Source organism: Pseudonocardia ammonioxydans (assembly GCF_900115005.1).
GTDB lineage: Bacteria > Actinomycetota > Actinomycetes > Mycobacteriales > Pseudonocardiaceae > Pseudonocardia > Pseudonocardia ammonioxydans.
The window spans coordinates 93,332-114,303 of sequence record NZ_FOUY01000016.1 but is presented as its reverse complement, the minus strand read 5'-3'; the positions used below and the strand labels follow the sequence as shown (position 1 = coordinate 114,303).

The window sequence follows — 20,972 nt, the reverse complement described above, 5'->3', positions numbered from 1 at the left end:
CACACCCTCGTCCCGATCGGGCCCGCGTTCAACCCCGGGGCCCGGATCGGCCCCGGTCAGCGCAGCGGCGGCCGCGGGATCAGGCGCAGGTTCGACCGCGCCAGGTCGACCATCCGGCCCACGCCGCCGGCCAGCACGGTGCGCATCCCCGCGAGCGCGAACCCGCGGACCTGCTCGGCGGTGATGCGCGGCGGGATCGACAGCGCGTTGGGGTCGGTCCGCACGTCGACCAGCGACGGGCCGCGGTGCGCCAGCGCCTCCCGCAGCGCACCCCGCAGCTGCGCCGGGTCCTCGACGGTGCGGCTGTGCAGCCCGGCGGCCCGGGCGATCCCGCCGAGGTCGGCCGGCCCGTGGTCGGTCTCGAACGCCGGGAACCCGGCGACCATCATCTCCAGGCGGATCATGCCCAGCGTGCCGTTGTTGAAGGCGACGATCGTGAGGTCCAGGTCGTGCTCGACGGCGGTGAGCAGCTCCCCGAGCAGCATCGTGAGGCCGCCGTCGCCGGACATCGACACCACCTGCCTGCCGGGGTGCGACACCGCGGCGCCGATGGCGTGCGGCAGGGCGTTGGCCATCGTGCCGTGCCGGTAGGAGCCGATGATCCGCCGGCGACCGTTCGGGCTGATGTAGCGGGCGGCCCAGACGTTGCACATCCCGGTGTCCACGGTGACGACGGCGTCGTCGGCGAGCTCGTCGTCGAGCACCGACGCGACGAACTCCGGGTGCACCGGGCGGTGGTCCTCGACCCGGGAGGTGTAGGCCTCGACGACGTTCTCGAGGGCCTGGGCGTGCCGGCGCAGCATCTGGTCGAGGAAGGAGCGGTCGGTCTTGCGCTCGAGCAGCGGCAGCACGGCCCGCAGCGTCGCGCCGACGTCGCCCTGCACCCCGAGCTCGAGCACCGAGCGCCGGCCCAGGTGCGCGGCGCGCCGGTCGACCTGCACGGTCCGGGCCTGCGGCAGGAACGCGTCGTAGGGGAAGTCGGTGCCCAGCAACACCAGCAGCTCCGCCTCGTGCGAGGCCTCGTAGCACGCCCCGTAGCCGAGCAGCCCGCTCATCCCCACGTCGTAGGGGTTGTCGTACTGGATGTACTCCTTGCCGCCGAGTGAGTGCCCGATCGGGGCGTTCACCGTCCCGGCGAGCTCCAGCACCTCCTCGCGGGCGTCGCGGGCACCGGCGCCGACGAACAGCGTCACCGTCCGCGCGGCGTTGATCCGTTCGGCCAGGGCGGCCACGCGGTCCTCGGACGGGTGCACCGTCGCCGTCGGCGGTACGAGGTCGCAGTGCCCCGTCGGGTGGGCCGCCCGCTCGGCGGTCATGTCGCCGGGCAGCACCAGCACCGACACCCCGCCCTCGGCGAGCGCGGTCTGCTGGGCGATCCGCTGCAGCCGCGGCAGCTGGTCGGGCCGGGACACCAGCTCCACCCACGACGAGCACTCCGCGAACAGCGCGGTCGGGTGGGTCTCCTGGAAGTAGTTCGTCCCGATCTGTCCCGTCGGGATGTGCGAGGCCAGCGCCAGCACCGGGGCACCGGAGCGGTGGGCGTCGTAGAGCCCCTGGATCAGGTGGGTGTTGCCCGGCCCGCAGCTGCCCGCACACACCGCGAGCCTGCCGGTGAGCTGGGCCTCGGCGGCGGCCGCGAGGGCGGCGGCCTCCTCGTTGTGGACGTGCACCCAGTCGATCCCGCCCTGCGCCGACCCTCCGGAGCGCCGGACCGCGTCGACGATCGGGTTGAGGCTGTCGCCCACCAGCCCGTAGATCCGTTGGACACCGGCCTGGACGAGTACCTCGACCAGCTGATCACTGACGGAGACGGCCACGGCCCGGGAGGTTACCGCTCCACGGGCCGATCGGCCCGGCCACGACGTGACGGGTCAGCGTCGGATGCGGTCACCCCACCGGTAGGGATCGTCCTCGAGCGCGGCGCGGTCCCACCGCGCGCGTTCGGCGGCGGCTTCGTAGGTGGTGTGCAGGAACTCGGTCAGGGCCCGGTCCGGGTCCGGGGCGGTGCGGACCGCCTCGTAGGGGAGCAGGAACTGGCCGAACTCGTCGCTGAAGTGGGCCGCCGCGGGGCCGACGGGGTAGTCGCGGAAGCCCGCGGGCTCGGGGTAGGCGTAGGAGTAGAAGGCGCCCTCCTCACCCCCGCCGGGCCAGAACCCGCAGCTGGACAGCTCGCGGGAGTACCCCTCGACCATGACCCAGTCCCCGCAGTTCGGTGCCCCTCCGGGGTGCGGGGGCGCGGGGCGTCCGGAGAATCGGGTGCAGGCCAGGTCCATCGCGCCCCAGAAGAAGTGCACCGGGCTGACCTTGCCGGTGAAGTGCGACCGGAACTCGCCGATCACCCGGTTCGCCGCGAGCAGCTGGCGCCAGAACAGCTGGGCGGCCTCGCCGTCGTAGGAGGCGTGCTCGTGGTCCTCGGCGAACGGGATCGCGGGGTCGACCTCGTTGGGGCTCGGCCGGATCGGGGCCTCGATCCCGAGCCGGCCGAGCATGTCCAGGACGTGGTGGTAGAACTCGGCGACCGGCATCGGCCGCAGCGGGAGGCTGCGGTGCCCGCCGTCGCTGGTGCGTACCGCGAGCCGTAGAGCGTCACCTGCCACCAGTGGTTGACCAGCGGGGCGTGCGCCATGCGGATCTTGCCCACGATCTGGGTCCACATGTGCAGGGTGTCGCGGGTGGCGGTCCAGTCCGCGACCCGCAGGCTCGGCCAGCCGGTCGGGCCCGCCCTGTCCTCGGCTGCTCCGGTCACGCGGCCTCCCGGTCTCGTCCGCACGGCCGGCGTCCGGTGTGACCGGCGTCATGGCGGTGTCGAGGGGACCGTACCGGCGATCGGGGACCGGGCGCTCAGAGCACCGCGCGGATGGCGGCCTCGAACCCGACGACGTGGTCGTGGCACACGGTCGCGGCCCGGTCCGCGTCGCCGTCGGCGATCGCGTGGAGCAGGTCGGCGTGCTCGTCGACGTGCCTGCCGACCTCGGCCAGCCGGTCGAGGAACAGGCAGTGGATCCGGGTGGCGAGGTTGTTGTACAGGGTCAGGGTGTCCTCGAGGTAGGGGTTGCCCGCGGCCCGGTACATCGAGCGGTGCACGCTGGTGTCCCAGCGCATCAGCTCCACCCGGCTCATCCGGGCGTGGTCGAGGGTGCGGATCCGCCGGGCGAGTTCGCGCAGCTGCGCCCGGAGCTGCGGCGGCGCGGCGGTCGCGGCGCGGCGGGCCGCCAGCGGTTCGAGTGCCGTGCGGATCTCGGAGACGTCGCGCAGGTCGGAGATGTCGACGGTGGTCGCGAACGTCCCGCGCCGCGGGTAGGACACGACCAGCCGCTCGGCCTCCAGCCGCTTGAGCGCCTCGCGGACCGGGGTGCGGCCGAGGTCGAGCGCGCGGGCGAGCTCCTCGTCGTCGAGCGGCGACAACGGTGCGATGTCCAGCATCACCAGCTGGTCCCGGATCGCCACGTAGGCCCGGTCGGCCAGCGAGGCCGGGGCGTCGAACTCCAGCGGGGTGTCGCGTACGGCAGTCATTCAGCACTCCACGATGTTCAGCGCCAGCCCGCCCCGGGCGGTCTCCTTGTACTTGTCCTTCATGTCCGCGCCGGTCTCGCGCATCGTCCTGATCGCCTTGTCCAGCGACACGTGGTGGACCCCGTCGCCGTGCAACGCCATCCGGGCCGCGGTGATCGCCTTGATCGCGGCGACCGCGTTGCGCTCGATGCACGGGATCTGCACCAGGCCGCCGACCGGGTCGCAGGTCAGACCCAGATTGTGTTCGATGCCGATCTCGGCGGCGTTCTCGACCTGCTCCGGCGTGGCCCCGAGGAGCTCGGCGAGGCCGGCCGCGGCCATCGCGCAGGCCGACCCGACCTCGCCCTGGCAGCCGACCTCGGCGCCGGAGATCGAGGCGTTCTCCTTGAACAGCACCCCGACCGCACCCGCGGTGAGCAGGAAGCGGACCACGGCGTCGTCGTCGAACCGGGGCAGGAACTTCGCCGCGTAGTGCAGCACGGCGGGCACGATCCCGGCGGCGCCGTTGGTGGGTGCGGTGACGACCCGCCCGCCGGCGGCGTTCTCCTCGTTGACGGCCAGCGCGAACAGCGTCACCCACTCCATGGCGTAGAGCGCGTCGGGCTCGCCGGTCGAGGACCCGAGGTGCTCGCGCAGTGCGGCGGCCCGCCGGCGCACCCGCAGCCCGCCGGGCAGCGTGCCGGTGGCGTGGCTGCCGCGCTCGACGCACTCGCGCATCACCGACCAGATGTGCAGCAGCTCGGCGCGGACCTCGTCCTCGCCGCGCCAGGACAGCTCGTTGGCGAGCATGATTCCGGAGATCGGCAGCCCGTGCGTGCGGGCCAGGCCGACCAGCGCGTCCCCGGTGGTGAACGGGTACGCGACGGGCGTTGCGTCGGGGACGAGGGCGGGGGTGCCCGCTCCGTCGGAGTCGAGCACGAAACCACCGCCGACCGAGTAGTACTCGCGGCGCTCGACGACCGCGCCGTCGCCGGCCAGGGCGTGCAGCACCATGCCGTTGGAGTGGAAGTCCAGACGCCGGTTGCGGTGCAGCACGACGTCGTCGTCGGGGGAGAAGGCGATCGGCTGCAGCCCGCCCAGCACCAGCCGCCCGCTCGCGCGGACCGCGTCGACCAGCGGATCGGCGCGCACCGGATCGACCAGGTGCGGCTCGTGCCCGGCCAGCCCGAGGACCACCGCCTTCACGCTGCCGTGGCCGTGCCCGGTCGCGCCCAGCGAGCCGAACAGCTCCACCCGCACCGACGTGGTCCGGGACGGCCGGCCGGAGTCGATCAGCCGGGAGACGAACAGGAAGGCCGCTCGCATCGGACCCACGGTGTGCGAGCTCGACGGGCCGATACCGACCTTGAACATGTCGAACACGGAGATGGTCATGCGAGCTCCCCTCGCCGCCGACCGCGGTACCCGGTGGAGGGTAGACTGATATATCAAACGTGCCAAGGGTCACGGTGCTCGTCGTCGCGGAACCGGGGCTCAGGTCCGGCCGTGACCCCGTTCGCCGTCGACCCTGCGCCTACTGCGGTCCGGCGCCTGCCGTCCCGAGGGGGACTCGCCGTTGACGACCGCCCTGTTCCTCGACGTGGACGGCTTCCCCGCCGGCGTCCTCGGGCTCGACCGGCCCCGGTGGTTCGGCTGGTAATACGTGGCTTGTGAGTGGTTATCGCGGTCAGGACCGCGATAACCACTCACAAGCCCTTGACGCCCCTTCCGCTCGCGGTTACTGATATATCAGTTCACCAGCATCCCCTATATATGGAGCTGACCCGAGTGAGCACCGCCCACGCCACCGCCGGTGACCCTCCCGGCGCGCACCTGCCCGAGCACCCCGACTTCCTCTGGCGCACCCCGGAACCGCAGCGCTCCTACGACGTCGTGATCGTCGGCGGCGGCGGGCACGGCCTGGCCACCGCGCACTACCTGGCCCGCAACCACGGGATCACGAACGTGGCGGTCGTGGAGAAGGGCTGGCTGGCCGGCGGGAACATGGCCCGCAACACCACCCTGATCCGGTCCAACTACCTCTGGGACGAGTCCGCGGCGATCTACGAGCACGCGCTGAAGCTCTGGGAGGGCCTCGAGGAGGACCTCGGGTACCCGATCCTGTTCTCCCAGCGCGGGGTGCTGAACCTGGCCCACACCGAGCAGGACGTCCGCGACTCGGTGCGCCGGGTCGAGGCCAACAAGCTCAACGGGATCGACGCCGAGTGGCTCGGCCCGGACGACGTCGCGAAGATCTGCCCGATCCTCAACATCTCCGACGACATCCGGTACCCGGTGCTGGGCGCGACCTACCAGCCGCGGGCCGGGATCGCCAAGCACGACTACGTCGCCTGGGGGTTCGCCCGCCGCGCCGACGAGGCCGGGATCGACCTGATCCAGGACTGCGAGGTGCTGGGCTTCACCACCGAGGGCAGCGTCGACGACGGCACCGCCCGGGTCACCGGCGTGCGGACCTCACGCGGAGACATCGCCTGCGGGCAGGTCGCGCTCTGCTCGGCCGGGCACACCTCCACCCTGCTCGACCAGCTGGGCGTGCGGGCCCCGCTGCAGTCGCACCCGCTGCAGGCGCTGGTCTCCGAGCTGCTCGAACCGGTGCACCCGACGATCGTCATGTCGAACGCGGTGCACGTGTACGTCTCCCAGGCCCACAAGGGCGAGCTCGTGATGGGCGCCGGGGTGGACTCCTACAACGGCTACGGCCAGCGCGGCGCGTTCCACATCATCGAGCGTCAGATGGCCGCCGCCGTCGAGCTGTTCCCGATCTTCTCCCGGGCGCACCTGCTGCGCAGCTGGGCCGGGATCGTCGACGTCACCCCGGACGCCTCACCGATCGTCGGGCGGACTCCCTACGCCAACGTGCTCGTGAACTCGGGCTGGGGGACCGGCGGGTTCAAGTCCACCCCGGGCCTGGGCTGGTGCCTGGCCCACACGATCGCCACCGGCGAGCTGCACCCCTACATCGCCCCGTTCGGCATCGACCGGTTCGTCACCGGCGCGCTCGTCGACGAGCACGGCGCCGCCGCCGTCGCGCACTGACCCGCCGCCCAGACCCCTCCCCAGGAGGCCCACCGTGCAACTCATCGACTGCCCGTGGTGCGGGCCCCGAGAGGAACTCGAGTTCCACTACGGCGGCCAGGCCCACGTCTCCTACCCGCCCGACCCGCAAGCGCTCACCGACGAGCAGTGGGGGCACTTCGTGTTCTTCCGGGACAACCCGAAGGGGCCGTTCCCCGAGCGCTGGGTGCACGGCGCCGGCTGCCGCCGCTGGTTCAACGCCGTCCGCGACACCCGCACCCACGAGTTCCTCGCCGTGTACCCGATCGGTGCGGCCCGGCCGGGCGTCCCGGGAGGTGACGCATGAACCGCGTCGACGGGTACGGCCGGATCGACCGCAGCCGCACCCTGCGGTTCACCTTCGACGGCACCGTCTACACCGGCCACCCCGGCGACACCCTCGCGTCGGCGTTGCTGGCCCACGGCGTGCGCGTCGTCGGCAGCAGCATCAAGCTCGGCCGTCCCCGCGGCATCACCGCGGCCTGGAACGACGACGCCACCGGCCTGGTCCAGATCGAGGAGCCGTTCCCCGAGCCGATGCTGCTCGCGTCCACCGTGGAGCTGACCGACGGGCTCGTCGCCGGCGGCGTCAACGGTCAGGGGCGGCTCGCCACGGTCGCCGACACCGCCCGCTACGACCGCCGCCACACCCACTGCGACACCCTCGTCGTCGGCGCCGGCCCGGCCGGCCTGCTGGCCGCCCGCACCGCGGCCCGGCGGGGGGAGCGGGTCGTGCTGGTCGACGACCGGCGCGAGGCGGGCGGCAGCCTGGCCCCGACCGACCGGATCGACGGCCGCGCGGCCCACCGGTTCGTCGCCGACGTCGTCGCCGAGCTGGCCGGGTACACCGACGTGCTGCACCTGCAGCGCACCACCGCGTTCGGCCACTACGACGACGGGTTCGTGCTCGCCCTCCAGCGGCGCACCGACCACCTCGGGAGCGACGCCCCGGGGCACCTGTCCCGCCAGCGGGTGCACCGCATCCGGGCCCGGCGCACGGTCGTCGCCGCCGGGGCCCACGAGCGCCCGGTCGCGTTCGCCGACAACGACCGTCCGGGGATCATGCTCGCCTCCGCGGGGCGCGAGTACCTGCTCCGCTACGGCGTGCTGGTCGGCCGGGAGGTCGCGGTGTTCACCACCGACGACGCCGCCTACGCGGCCGCGGCCGACCTCGCGGGCGCCGGGGCCCGGGTGACGCTGTTCGACGCGCGCACCACGACGCCCGCGCACTGGACCCGCGCGTGCACCGACACCGGGGTCACCGTGCGGGCGGGCACCGTCGTGACCGGTACCGAGGCCGGGCCCGACGGCGCGGTCACCGCGGTGCGGACCGGGCCCGCACCCGGCGGGGACCCGGCAGGCGGCACCACGACCCCCTGCGACACCCTGCTGGTCTCCGGCGGGTGGACGCCGGCCGCGCACCTGTTCAGCCACATCCGCGGCACCCTGGTCTTCGACGACGCCCTGGGCGCGTTCCGGCCGGGCGGCGCGGTCGCCGGCACCGAGGTGATCGGCGCCGCGAACGGGACCCTGGACCTCGCCGGCTGCCTGGCCGAGGGCGCGGGCGCGCAGGCACCGAGCGTCGCGCCGGAGCCGGAGCGGGTCCCGACGCTGGTCACCTGGTGGACCCCGGGCGACCCGGCCCGGCAGTTCGTCGACCTCGCCCGGGACGCCACCGTCGCCGACATCACGCGCGCCCTCGACGCCGGGATGCGCTCGGTCGAGCACGTGAAGCGCTACACCACGATCGGCACCGCGCACGACCAGGGCCGGACCTCCGGCATGATCGCCGCCGGGATCACCGCCGAGCTGCTCGGGCGCTCCGCCGGGGACCTGGGCACCACCACGTTCCGCCCGCCGTACGTCCCTGTCGCGTTCGGGGCGCTGGCCGGACGCGAGCGCGGCGACCTGTTCGACCCGGTCCGGACGACCGCGGTGCACCCGTGGCACGTCGCGCACGGTGCGGTGTTCGAGGACGTGGGGCAGTGGAAGCGCCCGCGCTACTTCCCCCGCCCCGGCGAGGACATGGACACCGCGGTGCTGCGGGAGTGCGCGGCCGCCCGCCGTGACGTCGCCATCATGGACGGCTCCACCCTCGGCAAGATCGACGTCCAGGGCCCGGACGCCGGCGAGTTCCTCGACCGCGTCTACACGAACATGATGAGCAGCCTGCGGGTCGGACGGGTGCGCTACGGCGTCATGTGCGGCAACGACGGGATGGTCGGCGACGACGGCACCGTCCTGCGGCTGGCCGAGGACCACTACCTGCTCACCACGACCACGGGCGGAGCGGCCACGGTGCTCGGGCACCTCGAGGACTGGCTGCAGACCGAGTGGCCGCACCTGCGGGTGCACCTGACCTCGGTCACCGAGCACTGGGCGGTGTTCCCGGTCGTCGGCCCGCGCTCGCGGGAGCTGCTCCGGCAGGTGTTCCCCGATCTGGACGCCTCGAACGACGCGTTCGGGTTCATGTCCTGGCAGGACACCGCGCTCGACGGCGTGCCGGTGCGGCTGGCCCGGATCTCGTTCTCCGGCGAGCTGGCCTATGAGGTCAATGTGGACTCCCGCTACGGGCTCGCGCTGTGGGAGCGGCTGGTCGCCGCCGGGGCACACCTGGGGATCACTCCGTACGGCACCGAGACCATGCACGTGCTGCGCGCGGAGAAGGGCTTCCCGATCATCGGCCAGGACACCGACGGCACGGTCACCCCGCACGACCTCGGGATGAGCTGGGTGGTGTCGGCGAAGAAGGACGACTTCGTCGGCAAGCGCTCGTTCGCCCGCCCGGAGAACAACGACCCGCAGCGCAAGCACCTGGTGGGCCTGCTGCCGACCGACGCGGCGACCCGCCTGCCGGAGGGTGCGCAGATCGTCGAGTTCGCCGCCGACGGCACGCTGCCCCCACCGCCGGTGCCGATGCTCGGGCACATCACCTCCAGCTACCTCAGCGCCGAGCTGGACCGCCCGTTCGCACTCGCCCTGGTCAAGGGCGGCCGCGCCCGCATCGGCGAGGTCGTGCACGTCCCCCACGAGGGCTCGCTGGTCGCCGCCGAGATCACCGGCCACGTCCTCGTCGACCCGGAAGGAGCCCGCCGTGACGGCTGAGACCCGGCCCCTGCGGCCCGCCCACCCGCTCGAGTCGTGGGAGCCGGCGTTCGCCGCGCTGACCCGCGAGGTCGCCGCGCAGGGCGGTGACCTGGTGCTCGAGCCCGCACCGCAGGCGCGGGCGACGGACCTGCGGCTCGACCCCGCCGGTCCGGCCCGGCCGGCCGTGGCAGCCGCGCTGGGGGCGGGCCTGCCGACCCACCCGAACACCTGGACCGCCACCGACGACGGCGAGATCGTCTGGCTGGGGCCCGACGAGTGGCTGGTCACGAGCCGGTACGCCCGGCCGGACGCGGCGGAGCCGGCGCTGCGTCCGCTGGTCGCCGGGCACGGCGGTGCCGCCGTCGACGTGACCGGGCAACGGGTCGCGCTGCGGCTGCGCGGCCGGCTCGCCCGGGAGCTGCTGGCCCTGGGCTGCGCCCTGGACCTGCACCCGTCGGCGTTCCCGGGCGGGCACTGCGCCCAGACCCTGCTCGGGCAGGCGGGCGTGCTCCTGCTGGCGCTCGGCGACGGCGACGACTACCTGATCCACGTCCGGTCCTCGTTCGCCGGCTACCTCGCCGAGTGGCTGCTCGACGCGGCGACCGAGTTCCGCGGCGCCGCCCCGGCGGCGGGAACCTAGCTCCTCCGGGCTCGGGTTCGCCGTGCGGCTGCAGGGCACGGGGACGTCGTGGGCCGGGCCGCGGTCGAGGTCCTCGACGCCTACGCGTGGCTGCCGGCGGGGCCGGCGGTCGGCAGCCCGGTCGAGATCCAGTACTTCGACCGCCGGATCCGGGCCTCGGTCGCGGCCGAGCCGCTGGTGGACCCGGAGATGACCCGGGTCCGGCGCTGAGCCGGGGCCTACACGACCGCGCGGATGGCCTTCTCGAAGCTCAGTACATGGTCACGGGCCCGCTGCTCGGCCTCGTCGGGACGCTGCTCGCCGATGGCCCGCAGCAGGCCCGTGTGCTCGCCGACGTGCTGGTCGAAGCTGGTCATCCGGTCGAGGAACAGGCAGAAGATCCGGGTCGCCAGGTTGTCGTAGCGGATCAGCGTGTCCTCGAGGTGCGGGTTGGCCGCCGCACTGTAGATGGCCCGGTGCACGTGCAGGTCCCACCGCATGAGGGTGTCCCGGTCCAGCGTCCGGACGTCGATCTCCTCGATCGTGTCGGCCAGCTCGAGCAGCTCGGCCTGGGCGGCGGCACCGGCGTACTCGGCGGCGCGGCGGGCGGCCACCGGCTCGAGCTGCACCCGGATCTCGGAGATGTAGGCGAGGTCGGTGATGTCCACCGCGGTGGCGAACGTGCCGCGCCGCGGGTAGGACACGACCAGACGGTCGATCTCGAGGCGCTTGAGGGCCTCCCGCACGGGGGTGCGGCCCACCTCCAGCGACCTGGCCAGCGCGACGTCGTCGATGGCGGTCATCGGGGCGATGTCGAGCATGATCAGCCGGTCCCGGATCGCCGTGTAGGCCTTGTCGGCCAGGGAGGTGTGCTCCGGCTCGCGGACGTCGGGGAGTGCGGTCACTACCGCATGGTAACTCGGGCGACCGGCGTAACAGTCGTTCACCGGCCGCACGGCGACTGACGTACCAGTCGTGCCGTCCTGTCCGGCCGGTGCGGGCCGCGGCCCCCTGATCCTCGCCGAAATGCAGCTCAGCGCTGCCGGGAGATCCACAATTCGCGCTGGTCCGCATCTCGGCGGGTGTGTCGGTCCCGGATCCCGCGGCTCCGCCGCCCGTGAGTGGTTTTCGCGGTCAGAGCCGCGAAAACCACTCACGGGTCAACCGACGCGGGCGCGTACCCAGTCGTGGAACTCGCCGATGTGGTGCTCGCCGGGCACGAGCACGCCCCAATCGAGCACTGGGCCGGCGGCGGGTCCGGGTCGGGTTGCGTTGCTGCGCTGCGTCGGCTTGACCGCGCCGTGCCGGGCTGCTAAAAATCCTAACTGGTTAGGTAACATTGAAGAGTTCGAGCACGATGGGGTGGCGAATGAACCGGCGTCGGGGTGTGCGACGCGCGGCAGCGGTGGGAACCGCGGCCGCGCTCGGTCTGGGGGTGCTCGTCGCGACGGCACATGCCGCCGAGCGGGAGACCGAGCGGGAGTGGCTCGACATCGAGGTCTTCGCGGACGTGCCTGCTCCCGGGCATCCCGAGGGCATCACCGTCGCCGACGACGGCACCGTCTACGTCGGCACGCAGCAGCACGCCAGCGAGCCGCAGACCGGCCCGTCGAAGATCTTCGCCTTCGACCCCACCGGTGACCTCGTCGCGGAGTACGTGATCGAGGGGCAGGACCCTCGGCACGGCGCCGGGGTCGTCGGCCTCGCCCAGGACGGCGACGGGATCGTCTACGCGCTCGACCGGTACCCGCAGCGGGTGATCGCGCTCGATCCGGCGACCGGCGAGCAGACCGACTACGCGACCTTCGCCCAGGTCAAGGACCTCTGCGTGCCGGCGAGCGCACTCACGCTGGTCACCCAGTGTGCGATCCCGGACGGGCTCACCTTCGGACCGGACGGCGCGCTCTACGTCACCGACGTGGCCCAGGCCCTGATCTGGCGTGTCCCGCCCGGTGGCGGCGAGGCGGAGGTCTGGTTCTCCGATCCCCGGATCGAGAGCGTCTTCGGTGCCAACGGGATCGAGTTCGTCGACGAGGACACGATCATGTTCGCCCAGTCCCTGACCGGCCCGGCGGACGGCCTCCCGCCGCGTCCGGACACGAGCAGGCTCTACACCATCGACATCGGACCCGACGGCGGTGCCGGCGAGCTGGAGCTCTTCTGGGAGAGCAGGCCGGCGGACGGGATCGACGGCTTCGCGATCGCCGAGTCGGGCAACGTCTACGCCGCTCTGGCGTTCGCCAAGGCGGTCGTCGTGCTCTCGCCCGAGGGGCGCGAGATCGGCCGCAACCCCGCGACCCCGGCCGAGAACCTCCTGCTCGACGTGCCGATGGACGACCCGGCCAGCGTGGCGTTCCTGGACGACCGTGTCCTGGTCACCAACCACACGCTGTTCCTCGGGAATCCTGCCTCGTGGGTTGTCCATGACGTCTACGCGGGCGAGCCCGGCCGGGCCGAGTTCCGTCCGCAGGTGCGCTGATGCCGACGGACATCGCCGTCACGCCGGGACGGCTGGACCGGAAGGCCGTGCTCGTCACCGGTGGTGCGCACGGCATCGGGGCGGCGATCGCGGACCGGTTCGTCGCGGAGGGCGCCGATGTGCTCGTCGCCGACGTGGCGGCGGGACGCGACTCGGTTGGACGCGACTCCGCTGGACGCGCCGTCCGCTGCGACGTCTCGGTCCCGGAGGACGTCGCTGCGGCCGTCGCCGAGGCCGAGGCCCGGTTCGGCGGGCTGGACATCATGGTCAACAACGCCGGGCTCGGCTCGGCGCGGGACCTGGTCGACCTCGACGACGAGGAGTGGGCGCGGGTCATCGGGGTCAACCTCACCGGAACATTCCACGGCATCCGGCACGCGGCTCCGGCCATCGGCCGGCGCGGTGGCGGCGCGATCCTGAACATGTCCTCGCTCGCCGGCGGACGGGCGTTGCCGGGGATGGGGGCGTACTCGGCGGCGAAGGCCGGGGTCGAGGCGCTGACCCGCACCGCGGCGGTCGAACTGCGCGGCGCCGGGATCAGGGTCAACGCGATCGTACCCGGACTGATCGGGACCGCGGCCGCGCACGGCGGGGCCGCGGTGCTGGCCCGGGGCCTGGGGGTGGACGACGTCGGGGACTACCTGGACCGCAGACAGGGCCGGTGGGGGCGACCGGACGAGGTGGCGGAGGTCGCGGTGCACCTGGTCGAGGACGCCACCGCCTTCACCTCGGGACTGCTCTATGCGATCGACAACGGCGGCAGCGCCTCCTGACCGGGAGGGCGCGCGGAAGAGGGTGGACATGACGTCGACGGAGGACGTGCCGGCTCACCGGTACGAGTTCGTGGAGTCGCTGCGCGACTTCGCCCGGCGCGAGTGCGGGACGCGCGAGCAGCGGCGCGCGCTCAGCGACGACGACCGGATCACGCACAGCGCCGAGCTGTTCGGCAAGCTGGCCGACCTCGGCTGGATCGGCTGTGCGATCCCGGAGGCCTACGGCGGCGGAGGCGGGAGCACCAGCGACGCCTGTCACCTCGTCGAGGAGATGGCGTACGGGAAGGCGCCGCTCTTCGGGCTGGGCGTCTCCCTGGTGAGCGCCACGGTCGTGCAGCGCTTCGGCACGGAGGCACAGAAGCAGGACATCCTGGGCGGGGTCTGCCGGGGAGAGGTCCTGGCCACCGCGATCAGCGAGCCCGGCGCCGGCTCGGACGCCGGGTCGATGAACTGCCGGGCCGAGCGGCGGGGCCGGAAGTTCGTCGTCAACGGGCAGAAGACCTGGATCTCCTGTGCGCACATCGCCTCCCGGATCCTGGTTCTCTGTCGGACCGACGGCACCGGGGACAAGCACGCGGGGATCACCATGCTCGACATCCCGGTCGGCACCCCGGGGCTCGAGATCCGTCCGATCGCGACGATGGGCGGCGACGAGGTCAACGACGTCTACCTCACCGACGTCGAGGTCGACGAGGACCGGGTGATCGGCACCGAGGGCGGTGCGTGGCACCAGATCATGCGCTGCCTGAACGCGGACCGGTTGATGTGCGGTGCGGTGTTCCTCGGTCACGCCAGGCGGGCGTTCGACGACGCGCTGGACTACATCCGGGAGCGGGAGCAGTTCGACCGGCCGATCGGCAGCTTCCAGGCGCTCCGGCACCGGATCGCCGACCTGGCCACCGAGGTGGAGTGCTGCCGGCTGCTCGTGCGCGATGCGGCCCGGAAGCTGGACCGCGATCCCGACCGGCAGGTGCCCCGGGAGGCTTCGATGATCAAGTTGAAGGTCACCGAGACCGCCAAGCGGATCGCGATCGAGGGCATGCAGATGATGGGTGGAGCCGGTTACACGCTGGAGCACGACATGCAGCGCCACCTCCGGCAATCGATCATCTCGACCGTCTATGCGGGAACCAGCGAGATCCAGCGAGAGATCATCGGCCGGTCCTACGGCCTCTGAGCGTGTATCGATCCCAGACGATCGCATTCGAGGAGAACTGACGTGAGCAGAGCGTTCCAGACCGTCGTCGACGGCGGTGACTACTTCGAGGGCGTCCGGTGGCACGAGGGCCGCTGGTACGCCTCGGACGCCTTCCGGGGCATCGTGTGCGCGTTCGATCCTGCCGGGGTGCGGGAGGACCTGATGCAGGTCGACGCCTTGTGCTCGGGACTCGGCTGGCTCCCGGACGGCTCCCTGCTCGTGGTCTCGATGAAGGACCGGACCCTGCTCCGGCGGTCCCTCGACGGGACGGTCTCGACGCATGCGGACCTCGCGCCGGTGTCCGAGCACTGGATCAACGACATGGTCGTCGACCGGCAGGGCCGGGCATGGGTGGGCACCATCGGGTTCGCGATCGTCGACGGTGCCGACCCGGAACCGGGAGCCCTGTACCGGGGCGACCCCGACGGCACGGTCACCGTCGCCGCGGACGGGCTGTGGTGCCCGAACGGCGTCGTCGTGACCGCCGACGGATCGACCCTGGTCGTGGCGGAGAGCTTCGCGGCCCGGCTGACCGCGTTCACCATCGGCGCCGACGGTGCGCTGAGCGGGCGCCGGGTTCTCGCCCAGTTCGGTACACCGCCCGCACCGGGCGGAGCTGCCGAGATGCTCGGCGCCGCCGAGCTCGCCCCGGACGGGCTCGCGATCGACGCCGAGGACCACATCTGGGCGGCGGACGCCGTGGGCCGGCGGTGCGTGCGGGTCTCGCCCGCCGGTGCGGTGGTCGACGAGGTCGCGCACCCGCGGGGCACCAACGTCTACAGCTGTGCGCTGGGCGGTGCCGACGGACGGACCCTGGCGCTCGCGGCCGCCGACGGGTTCTTCGAGGCGGCCCAGGGGGTGACGGGCACCGCCGAGCTGGTCACCAGCACGGTCGAGGTGCCCGCCGCGCGATGAACACCCGGCAGGCGGGGGTGACGCCGGCGGTGAGCACCCCCGCGACGTTGCTGCGCAAGATCGCGGTCACCTACGCGGAGCGGGTCGCGGTGGCCTGCGGTGAGCGCTCGCTGACCTACGCAGCCCTGGCCGAACGGGCCAACCGGTTGGCGAACGCGCTGACCGCGAGCGGGCTGGACAAGGGCGACCGCGTCGCGATGCTCGGCGACAACTGCCTGGAGTCGCTGGAGCAGATCGTCGGCTCCGGGGCGGGCGGGTTCGTGCGGTGCTCGCTGCACGCACACGACGCCCCGGCGCGGCACCGGTACCTGATCGAGATGACCGGCTCGCGGGTCCTCGTGGTGCAGGACTACTACTACGACGCGCTCGTCGCCGAGCTGGACGAGGTGCCGTCGCTGGAGCTCGTGGTCGTCCTCGGTGACCTGCCGCAGAGCCGGGGCCGGGTACCGGTCGTCGGGTACGAGGACTGGCTCGCCGCCGCGTCGCCCCGGCCACCCGGGGTGGTGCTCGAGGGGACCGACCCGAACGTCATCCGGTTCACCTCCGGCACCACGGGGTTCCCGAAGGGGATCATCATCTCGGTCGAGGGCACGATGGCGATGGGCAACGAACTCGCGCTCGTGCTGCCCCGCTTCGACGAGGACGACCGCTATCTCGCGGCGGGCCCGCTCACCCACGCCGCCAGCATGTTCATCTACTCGCTGCTGGCGGTCGGGGCCACCACGATCGTGCTGCCCCGGTTCGACCCGGCCGGCTTCCTCGAGATCGTCGAACGGGAGCGGATCACCGCGACCCTCCTGGTCCCCACGATGATCCAGATGGTCGCCGAGCACCCGGACGCCGCGAGCCGCGACGTGTCCAGCCTGCGGGCGGTGATGTACGGGGCCGCGCCGATCTCGGAGGCGACCCTGTCGAAGGCCCTCCGGCTCTGGGGCAACATCATGTACCAGCTCTACGGCCAGAGCGAGGTGGTGCCGATGGCGGTGCTGACCCCGCGCCACCACCACGTGGACGGGACCGACGCCGAGCGGCGCCGGCTCACCTCCGCGGGGCTGCCGACCCCGAACTCGTACTTCCGGATCGTCGACGAGACCGGCGCGGAGCTCCCGCCCGGCGAGGTCGGCGAGATCGAGGCGTCCGCGCCGTGTGTCATGGCCGGGATCTGGCAGAACGACGAGGCCGCCGCGGAACGGTTCACCGCGGACGGCTGGGTGCGGACCCGGGACATGGGCTACGTCTGCGAGGACGGCTTCCTCTACCTGGCCGACCGGAAGGAAGACCTGATCAACTCCGGTGGCTTCAACATCTGGCCCGCCGAGATCGAGCACGCGGTCGCCGCGCACCCCGCCGTCCGCGACGCCGCCGTGGTCGGTGTCGCGCACCCGAAGTGGGGCGAGACGCCGTATGCGGTCGTCGTGCTCCGGGAGGGCCACACGGTGTCCGAGGACGAGCTCGTCGAGTGGACCCGCCAGGAGGTCGGCTCCTACAAGAAGATCTCCGGCGTGGTCTTCGCGGACGAGCTGCCGAGGACCCCGGTGGGCAAGCTGCTGCGGCGTCAGGTCCGGGAGGAGCACTTCGCCCGGTCCGCCGGTATCAGCGGTGCCTGAACGGAGCGGCGGTGCTCGTTCGGCGGGGGAACAGGGGAGCGGTACGTGCGTGAGGTCGTGATCAGCGGGGTCGGGATGACCCGCTTCGGGAAGCATCCGGACCGGCCGGTGTCCTCGCTCGTCGCGGAGGCGACGAGTGAGGCGCTGGCGGATGCCGGTACGGCCGCATCCGATCCGGCGATCGGCGCGGTGTACTACGGCAACGTGCTCGGCGGGCTGCTGCAGGGCCAGGAGTCGGTCCGCGGCCAGCACGCGGTACGGGAGACCGGCCTGTCCGGGGTGTCGGTGGTGAACGTGGAGAACGCCTGCGCCTCGGGTGCGACGGCGTTGCACCAGGCGTGGCTGGCGGTGGCGTCCGGGCAGGTCGAGGTGGCCGTCGCGCTCGGTGCGGAGAAGCTGGTCGTCGAGGACAAGGGTCGTGCCCTGGCGGCGTTGACGTCGGCGCTGGACCAGGAGCGGCTGGCCGAGATCCGAGCGGAGCTGGGCAGCCGGGACACCGGTTCGGTCTTCATGGACGTCTACGCGCGCTTCGCGGCCTGGTACCAGGAGGCCTCGGGTGCGACGGCCGAGGACTTCGCCCTGGTCGCGGTGAAGAACGCGGCGCACGGTGCGGCCAACCCGAAGGCCCAGTACGGCCGGGAGCTGACCGTCGCCGACGTGCTCGGGGCTCGGACGGTCAGCGGCGCGCTGACGGTGCCGATGTGTGCCCCGCTGTCCGACGGTGCGGCGGCGGTCGTACTGACCACGCCCGAGCTGGCCGGGCGGCACGGTGCGGAACCGGTGCGGCTGCTCGCCACCGCGCTCGGGTCCGGCCGTGCGGGGACCTATGGCGAGCTGGTGCCCTCGGTGGCGGCCCGGGCGTTCCGGGCGGCGGGTCTGGGGCCGGACGAGATCGACGTCGTCGAGTGTCACGACGCGGCGGCCCCGGCCGAGCTGATCGTCCTCGAACAGCTCGGCCTGTGCGCCGCGGGGGAGGCCCCGGGCCTGCTCCGTGACGGGCAGACCCGGATCGGGGGCCGGTTGCCGGTGAACCCCAGTGGCGGGCTCCAGTCCAAGGGGCATCCGCTCGGCGCGACCGGCTTGGCCCAGATCGTCGAGCTCGCCGACCAGCTGCGCGGCCGTGCCGGGGACCGCCAGGCCGAGGGCGCGCGGTACGCCGTCGCGGAGAACGCGGGCGGCTACCTCGGACCGGACGCCGCCGTCGCGGCGGTCACCATCCTGGGAAGGACGGGAGCATGAGCGAGGACTCCACGCAGCCACGGGTCCGCCTCGAGTACCCGGCGGACGGTGTGGCCCGGGTGGTGCTGGCCCGGCCTGCGAAGCTCAACGCGCAGGACCGCCGGATGCTGCACGAGCTCGACGACGCCTACCAGCGGGCGGTGCGCGACGAGGCCGTGCGGGTGGTGGTGCTGGCCGCCGACGGGGAGGACTTCTCCTCCGGGCACGACCTGGACGTCGAGCGTGCCTTCGACATGGACGGCGTCACCCCGCGCACCCTGACCGGCGGCTTCGACGCGCCCGGCGCCGAGGGCTGGTACGCGACCGAGGAGGAGGTCTTCCTCGGGCTGTGCCTGCGGTGGCGGGAGCTGCCGCGCCCGCTGATCGCCCAGGTGCAGGGCCGGGCCATCGGCGGCGCCCTGGAGCTGATCTGGCCGTGCGACCTGATCGTCGCCGCCGACGACACCGTCTTCCTGGACCCGACCAGCGCGTTCGGGGCGGCGGCCGCCGAGTACTTCGTGCACCCGTGGGAGCTCGGGCACCGGCGGGCCAAGGAGATGCTGTTCACCGGGGAACCGATCGGCGCCCGCGACGCCCAGGCCCTCGGCATGGTCAACCGGGTCGTCCCGCGCGCGGAGCTGGAGGCCGAGACGCTGGCGCTCGCGCAGCGGATCGCGGCCCGTCCGCAGTTCGGGATCCGGCTGGCCAAGCGCGCGGTCAACCGCGCCCTCGACCTGCAGGGCATGCGCAGCGCGGTGGAGTCGACCTTCGACACCCACCACCTCGCGCACGCGCACAACCGCGAGCGGTTCGGGGGGCTCGTGGACCCGGCCGGCGCGGCGATCATCCGGGCCGATGCCCAACGCGGACGGCCCGACCACACCAGCGATCGGAGTGACCACCCGTGACGCACGACGACGTCCGGTACGAGATCCGGGGCAGCGCCGCCTGGATCACCCTGAACCGGCCCGAGCGGCGCAACGCGCTGTCGGTCGAGCTGCTCGACGGCGTCGCCGCCGCGCTGCGGGACGCCGCGGGCGACCGGGCCGTCCGGTCGGTGGTGTTCGCGGGGGCCGGTCCGATGTTCTGCGCCGGTGCCGACCTCAAGCGGGTCCTCGGTGAGCTCGGCGGCGCCGGCGTGACCGAGTTCCTGCGGCGGGCCGCGGCGCTGTTCGACCAGGTCGCCCGGCACCCGCAGCCGGTGATCGCCGCCGTGCACGGTGGCGTGATCGCCGGTGGGCTGGAGCTGGTGCTGGCCTGCGACCTGGTCCTGGCCACCCGCACGGCCACCTTCGCCGACGGGCACGCCCGGTACGGGTTGTTCCCGGCCGCGGGCGGCGCCACCCGGCTGCCCCGCCGGATCGGCGCGAACCGGGCCAAGCAGCTGCTCTTCACCGCCGAGAGCTGGAGCGCCGACCGGATGTACGAGGCGGGGCTGGTCAACGAGGTGGTCGACGACGACCGGCTGGTCGCGGCGGTACAGGAGCTGACCGATCGCATCGGCCGGCTCAGCCCGCTCGGACTGGCCCGCATCAAGGACGTCGTCGAGACCGGGCTCGACCGCCCGCTCGACGACGCCCTGGGCTACGAGCTGCGGGCCTGTGAGGAGTACGCGACGAGCCGGGACTTCGCGGAGGGCCTGCGGGCGTTCGCCGACCGCCGCGAGCCGGAGTTCGTGGGCGAATGAACATCACGGGAAAGGTCGCGGTGGTGGCCGGTGGCGCCTCGGGCCTCGGCCGGGCGGTGTGCACCCACCTGGGGGAGGCCGGCGCGTCGGTGGTCGTACTGGACCGGGACCGCGCGGGAGCCGAGGCACTCGCGGCCGAGCTGCCGGCGGCGCTCGGGATCGAGACCGACGTCGCGGACGCCGCAGCGGTGGAGCGGGCGATCGACCGGGCACTGGACCGGTTCGGGGCGGTGCACGTCGGGGTCAACACCGCGGGTGTCGTCGATGCCGCCCGGGTCGTGTCCCGGCGCGGACCGGCTCGCCTGGAGGACTTCGAGCGGGTCGTGCGGATCAACCTGTGCGGCACGTTCAACGTCATGCGGGTCGCCGTCGCCGCGATGCTGCAGAACGAACCGGAGGACGGCGAGCGCGGCGTCATGGTCAACACCGCGTCCGGGGCGGCGTACGACGGGCAGAGCGGCCAGGCCGCCTACAGCGCCAGCAAGGCCGGCGTGATCGGGCTGGCCCTGCCGGTGGCGCGGGACCTGGCCGGTACCGGGGTCCGGGTGAACACGATCGCGCCGGGCCTGTTCGAGACCCCGATGACCGAGTCGCTACCGGAGCGGGTGCGGGCGGGGATCGAGGCGACACTGGTGGAACCGGCCCGGATGGGCCGGCCCGCCGAGTTCGCGAGGATGGTCCTCGGCATCGTCGAGAACGGGTACCTCAACGCCGAGTGCATCCGCCTCGACGCCGCGGTCCGTCCGCCGGCCCGCTGAGCCGCCCCGGCACGGCGGATAACGTCTGTAGACAGGTGCACGGCCCGGTCCGGGCCGGCGCCGC

General features: G+C 73.0%; 18 protein-coding genes and 1 pseudogene. 14 read left to right on the top strand and 5 right to left on the bottom strand.

Annotation, left to right across the window (positions count from 1 at the left end; all coding sequences use genetic code 11):
* Positions 1-56: 56 nt before the first annotated feature.
* The 4 genes and pseudogenes from BM093_RS16945 to BM093_RS16930 form a co-directional block, all read right to left on the bottom strand.
* A complete protein-coding gene (locus tag BM093_RS16945) occupies positions 57-1,817 on the bottom strand; it encodes a pyruvate dehydrogenase (protein ID WP_093344264.1) in 1,761 nt (586 codons plus the stop codon).
* Between the two features lie 54 nt (positions 1,818-1,871).
* A pseudogene (locus tag BM093_RS16940) lies at positions 1,872-2,656 on the bottom strand (DUF5996 family protein).
* 185 nt (positions 2,657-2,841) lie between these two features.
* Positions 2,842-3,513: a GntR family transcriptional regulator gene (locus BM093_RS16935; RefSeq protein WP_093344260.1), complete on the bottom strand. Its 672-nt coding sequence runs from the start codon at positions 3,511-3,513 to the stop codon at positions 2,842-2,844.
* Positions 3,514-4,887, bottom strand: a complete 1,374-nt coding sequence (locus BM093_RS16930; protein WP_093344257.1) for an L-serine ammonia-lyase — start codon at positions 4,885-4,887, stop codon at positions 3,514-3,516.
* A 393-nt stretch (positions 4,888-5,280) separates the two neighbouring features.
* Between BM093_RS16930 and BM093_RS16925 the strand changes: the two genes are divergently transcribed.
* The 5 genes from BM093_RS16925 to BM093_RS36000 are packed head-to-tail and all read left to right on the top strand — an operon-like array spanning position 5,281 to position 10,504.
* On the top strand, positions 5,281-6,549 hold the full coding sequence (locus BM093_RS16925; RefSeq protein ID WP_245773579.1) for a sarcosine oxidase subunit beta family protein: 1,269 nt from the start codon (positions 5,281-5,283) through the stop codon (positions 6,547-6,549).
* Positions 6,550-6,583: 34 nt separating this feature from the next.
* Complete coding sequence (locus tag BM093_RS16920; RefSeq protein ID WP_093344250.1) at positions 6,584-6,874, top strand: sarcosine oxidase subunit delta; 291 nt, start codon at positions 6,584-6,586, stop codon at positions 6,872-6,874.
* Positions 6,871-9,672 carry a 2Fe-2S iron-sulfur cluster-binding protein gene (locus BM093_RS16915; protein WP_093344247.1) on the top strand — a complete coding sequence of 934 codons (2,802 nt, stop codon included), beginning with the start codon at positions 6,871-6,873 and terminating at the stop codon, positions 9,670-9,672. The genes BM093_RS16920 and BM093_RS16915 overlap by 4 nt, the downstream gene beginning before the upstream one ends.
* Entirely contained in the window at positions 9,662-10,294 is a 633-nt protein-coding gene (locus BM093_RS16910) for a sarcosine oxidase subunit gamma (protein WP_093344243.1), read from the top strand. Before BM093_RS16915 ends, BM093_RS16910 begins: the two co-directional genes overlap by 11 nt.
* A gap of 48 nt (positions 10,295-10,342) precedes the next feature.
* Complete coding sequence (locus BM093_RS36000) at positions 10,343-10,504, top strand: hypothetical protein (protein ID WP_177238517.1); 162 nt, start codon at positions 10,343-10,345, stop codon at positions 10,502-10,504.
* Positions 10,505-10,512: 8 nt separating this feature from the next.
* Here the strand turns inward: BM093_RS36000 and BM093_RS16905 are convergent, their stop codons facing one another.
* A complete protein-coding gene (locus BM093_RS16905; RefSeq protein ID WP_093344240.1) occupies positions 10,513-11,178 on the bottom strand; it encodes a GntR family transcriptional regulator in 666 nt (221 codons plus the stop codon).
* A gap of 482 nt (positions 11,179-11,660) precedes the next feature.
* On the opposite strand from BM093_RS16905, the gene BM093_RS16900 reads away from it, so the two are divergent.
* Genes BM093_RS16900 through BM093_RS16860 form a run of 9 tightly spaced genes read left to right on the top strand, consistent with a single transcriptional unit; the run spans position 11,661 to position 20,908 of the window.
* On the top strand, positions 11,661-12,752 hold the full coding sequence (locus BM093_RS16900) for an SMP-30/gluconolactonase/LRE family protein (RefSeq protein ID WP_143105411.1): 1,092 nt from the start codon (positions 11,661-11,663) through the stop codon (positions 12,750-12,752).
* On the top strand, positions 12,752-13,525 hold the full coding sequence (locus BM093_RS16895; RefSeq protein WP_093344233.1) for an SDR family NAD(P)-dependent oxidoreductase: 774 nt from the start codon (positions 12,752-12,754) through the stop codon (positions 13,523-13,525). The genes BM093_RS16900 and BM093_RS16895 overlap by 1 nt, the downstream gene beginning before the upstream one ends.
* Before the next feature lie 28 nt (positions 13,526-13,553).
* Positions 13,554-14,702 carry an acyl-CoA dehydrogenase family protein gene (locus BM093_RS16890; RefSeq protein ID WP_093344230.1) on the top strand — a complete coding sequence of 383 codons (1,149 nt, stop codon included), beginning with the start codon at positions 13,554-13,556 and terminating at the stop codon, positions 14,700-14,702.
* Positions 14,703-14,744: 42 nt separating this feature from the next.
* The gene (locus BM093_RS16885) at positions 14,745-15,638 is read left to right on the top strand and encodes an SMP-30/gluconolactonase/LRE family protein (RefSeq protein WP_093344227.1); all 894 of its coding nucleotides are present in this window, start codon (positions 14,745-14,747) and stop codon (positions 15,636-15,638) included.
* The gene (locus tag BM093_RS16880; protein WP_093344224.1) at positions 15,635-17,245 is read left to right on the top strand and encodes a class I adenylate-forming enzyme family protein; all 1,611 of its coding nucleotides are present in this window, start codon (positions 15,635-15,637) and stop codon (positions 17,243-17,245) included. Before BM093_RS16885 ends, BM093_RS16880 begins: the two co-directional genes overlap by 4 nt.
* A gap of 45 nt (positions 17,246-17,290) precedes the next feature.
* Positions 17,291-18,484, top strand: a complete 1,194-nt coding sequence (locus tag BM093_RS16875; RefSeq protein WP_093344221.1) for a thiolase family protein — start codon at positions 17,291-17,293, stop codon at positions 18,482-18,484.
* Positions 18,481-19,371 carry an enoyl-CoA hydratase gene (locus BM093_RS16870; RefSeq protein ID WP_093344218.1) on the top strand — a complete coding sequence of 297 codons (891 nt, stop codon included), beginning with the start codon at positions 18,481-18,483 and terminating at the stop codon, positions 19,369-19,371. Before BM093_RS16875 ends, BM093_RS16870 begins: the two co-directional genes overlap by 4 nt.
* A complete protein-coding gene (locus BM093_RS16865) occupies positions 19,368-20,150 on the top strand; it encodes an enoyl-CoA hydratase/isomerase family protein (protein ID WP_093344215.1) in 783 nt (260 codons plus the stop codon). Before BM093_RS16870 ends, BM093_RS16865 begins: the two co-directional genes overlap by 4 nt.
* Positions 20,147-20,908, top strand: coding sequence for an SDR family NAD(P)-dependent oxidoreductase (locus tag BM093_RS16860; protein ID WP_093344213.1), 762 nt, complete (start codon positions 20,147-20,149; stop codon positions 20,906-20,908). The genes BM093_RS16865 and BM093_RS16860 overlap by 4 nt, the downstream gene beginning before the upstream one ends.
* Positions 20,909-20,972: the final 64 nt, after the last annotated feature.

What these genes read in the sequence shown, in the direction of transcription:
- BM093_RS16930 (WP_093344257.1), bottom strand. Translation starts at nt 4,887, where the DNA reads ATGACCATCTCCGTGTTCGACATGTTCAAGGTCGGTATCGGCCCGTCG.
- BM093_RS16880 (WP_093344224.1), top strand. Translation starts at nt 15,635, where the DNA reads ATGAACACCCGGCAGGCGGGGGTGACGCCGGCGGTGAGCACCCCCGCG.
- BM093_RS16895 (WP_093344233.1), top strand. Translation starts at nt 12,752, where the DNA reads ATGCCGACGGACATCGCCGTCACGCCGGGACGGCTGGACCGGAAGGCC.
- BM093_RS16890 (WP_093344230.1), top strand. Translation starts at nt 13,554, where the DNA reads ATGACGTCGACGGAGGACGTGCCGGCTCACCGGTACGAGTTCGTGGAG.
- BM093_RS16935 (WP_093344260.1), bottom strand. Translation starts at nt 3,513, where the DNA reads ATGACTGCCGTACGCGACACCCCGCTGGAGTTCGACGCCCCGGCCTCG.
- BM093_RS16915 (WP_093344247.1), top strand. Translation starts at nt 6,871, where the DNA reads ATGAACCGCGTCGACGGGTACGGCCGGATCGACCGCAGCCGCACCCTG.
- BM093_RS16860 (WP_093344213.1), top strand. Translation starts at nt 20,147, where the DNA reads ATGAACATCACGGGAAAGGTCGCGGTGGTGGCCGGTGGCGCCTCGGGC.
- BM093_RS16870 (WP_093344218.1), top strand. Translation starts at nt 18,481, where the DNA reads ATGAGCGAGGACTCCACGCAGCCACGGGTCCGCCTCGAGTACCCGGCG.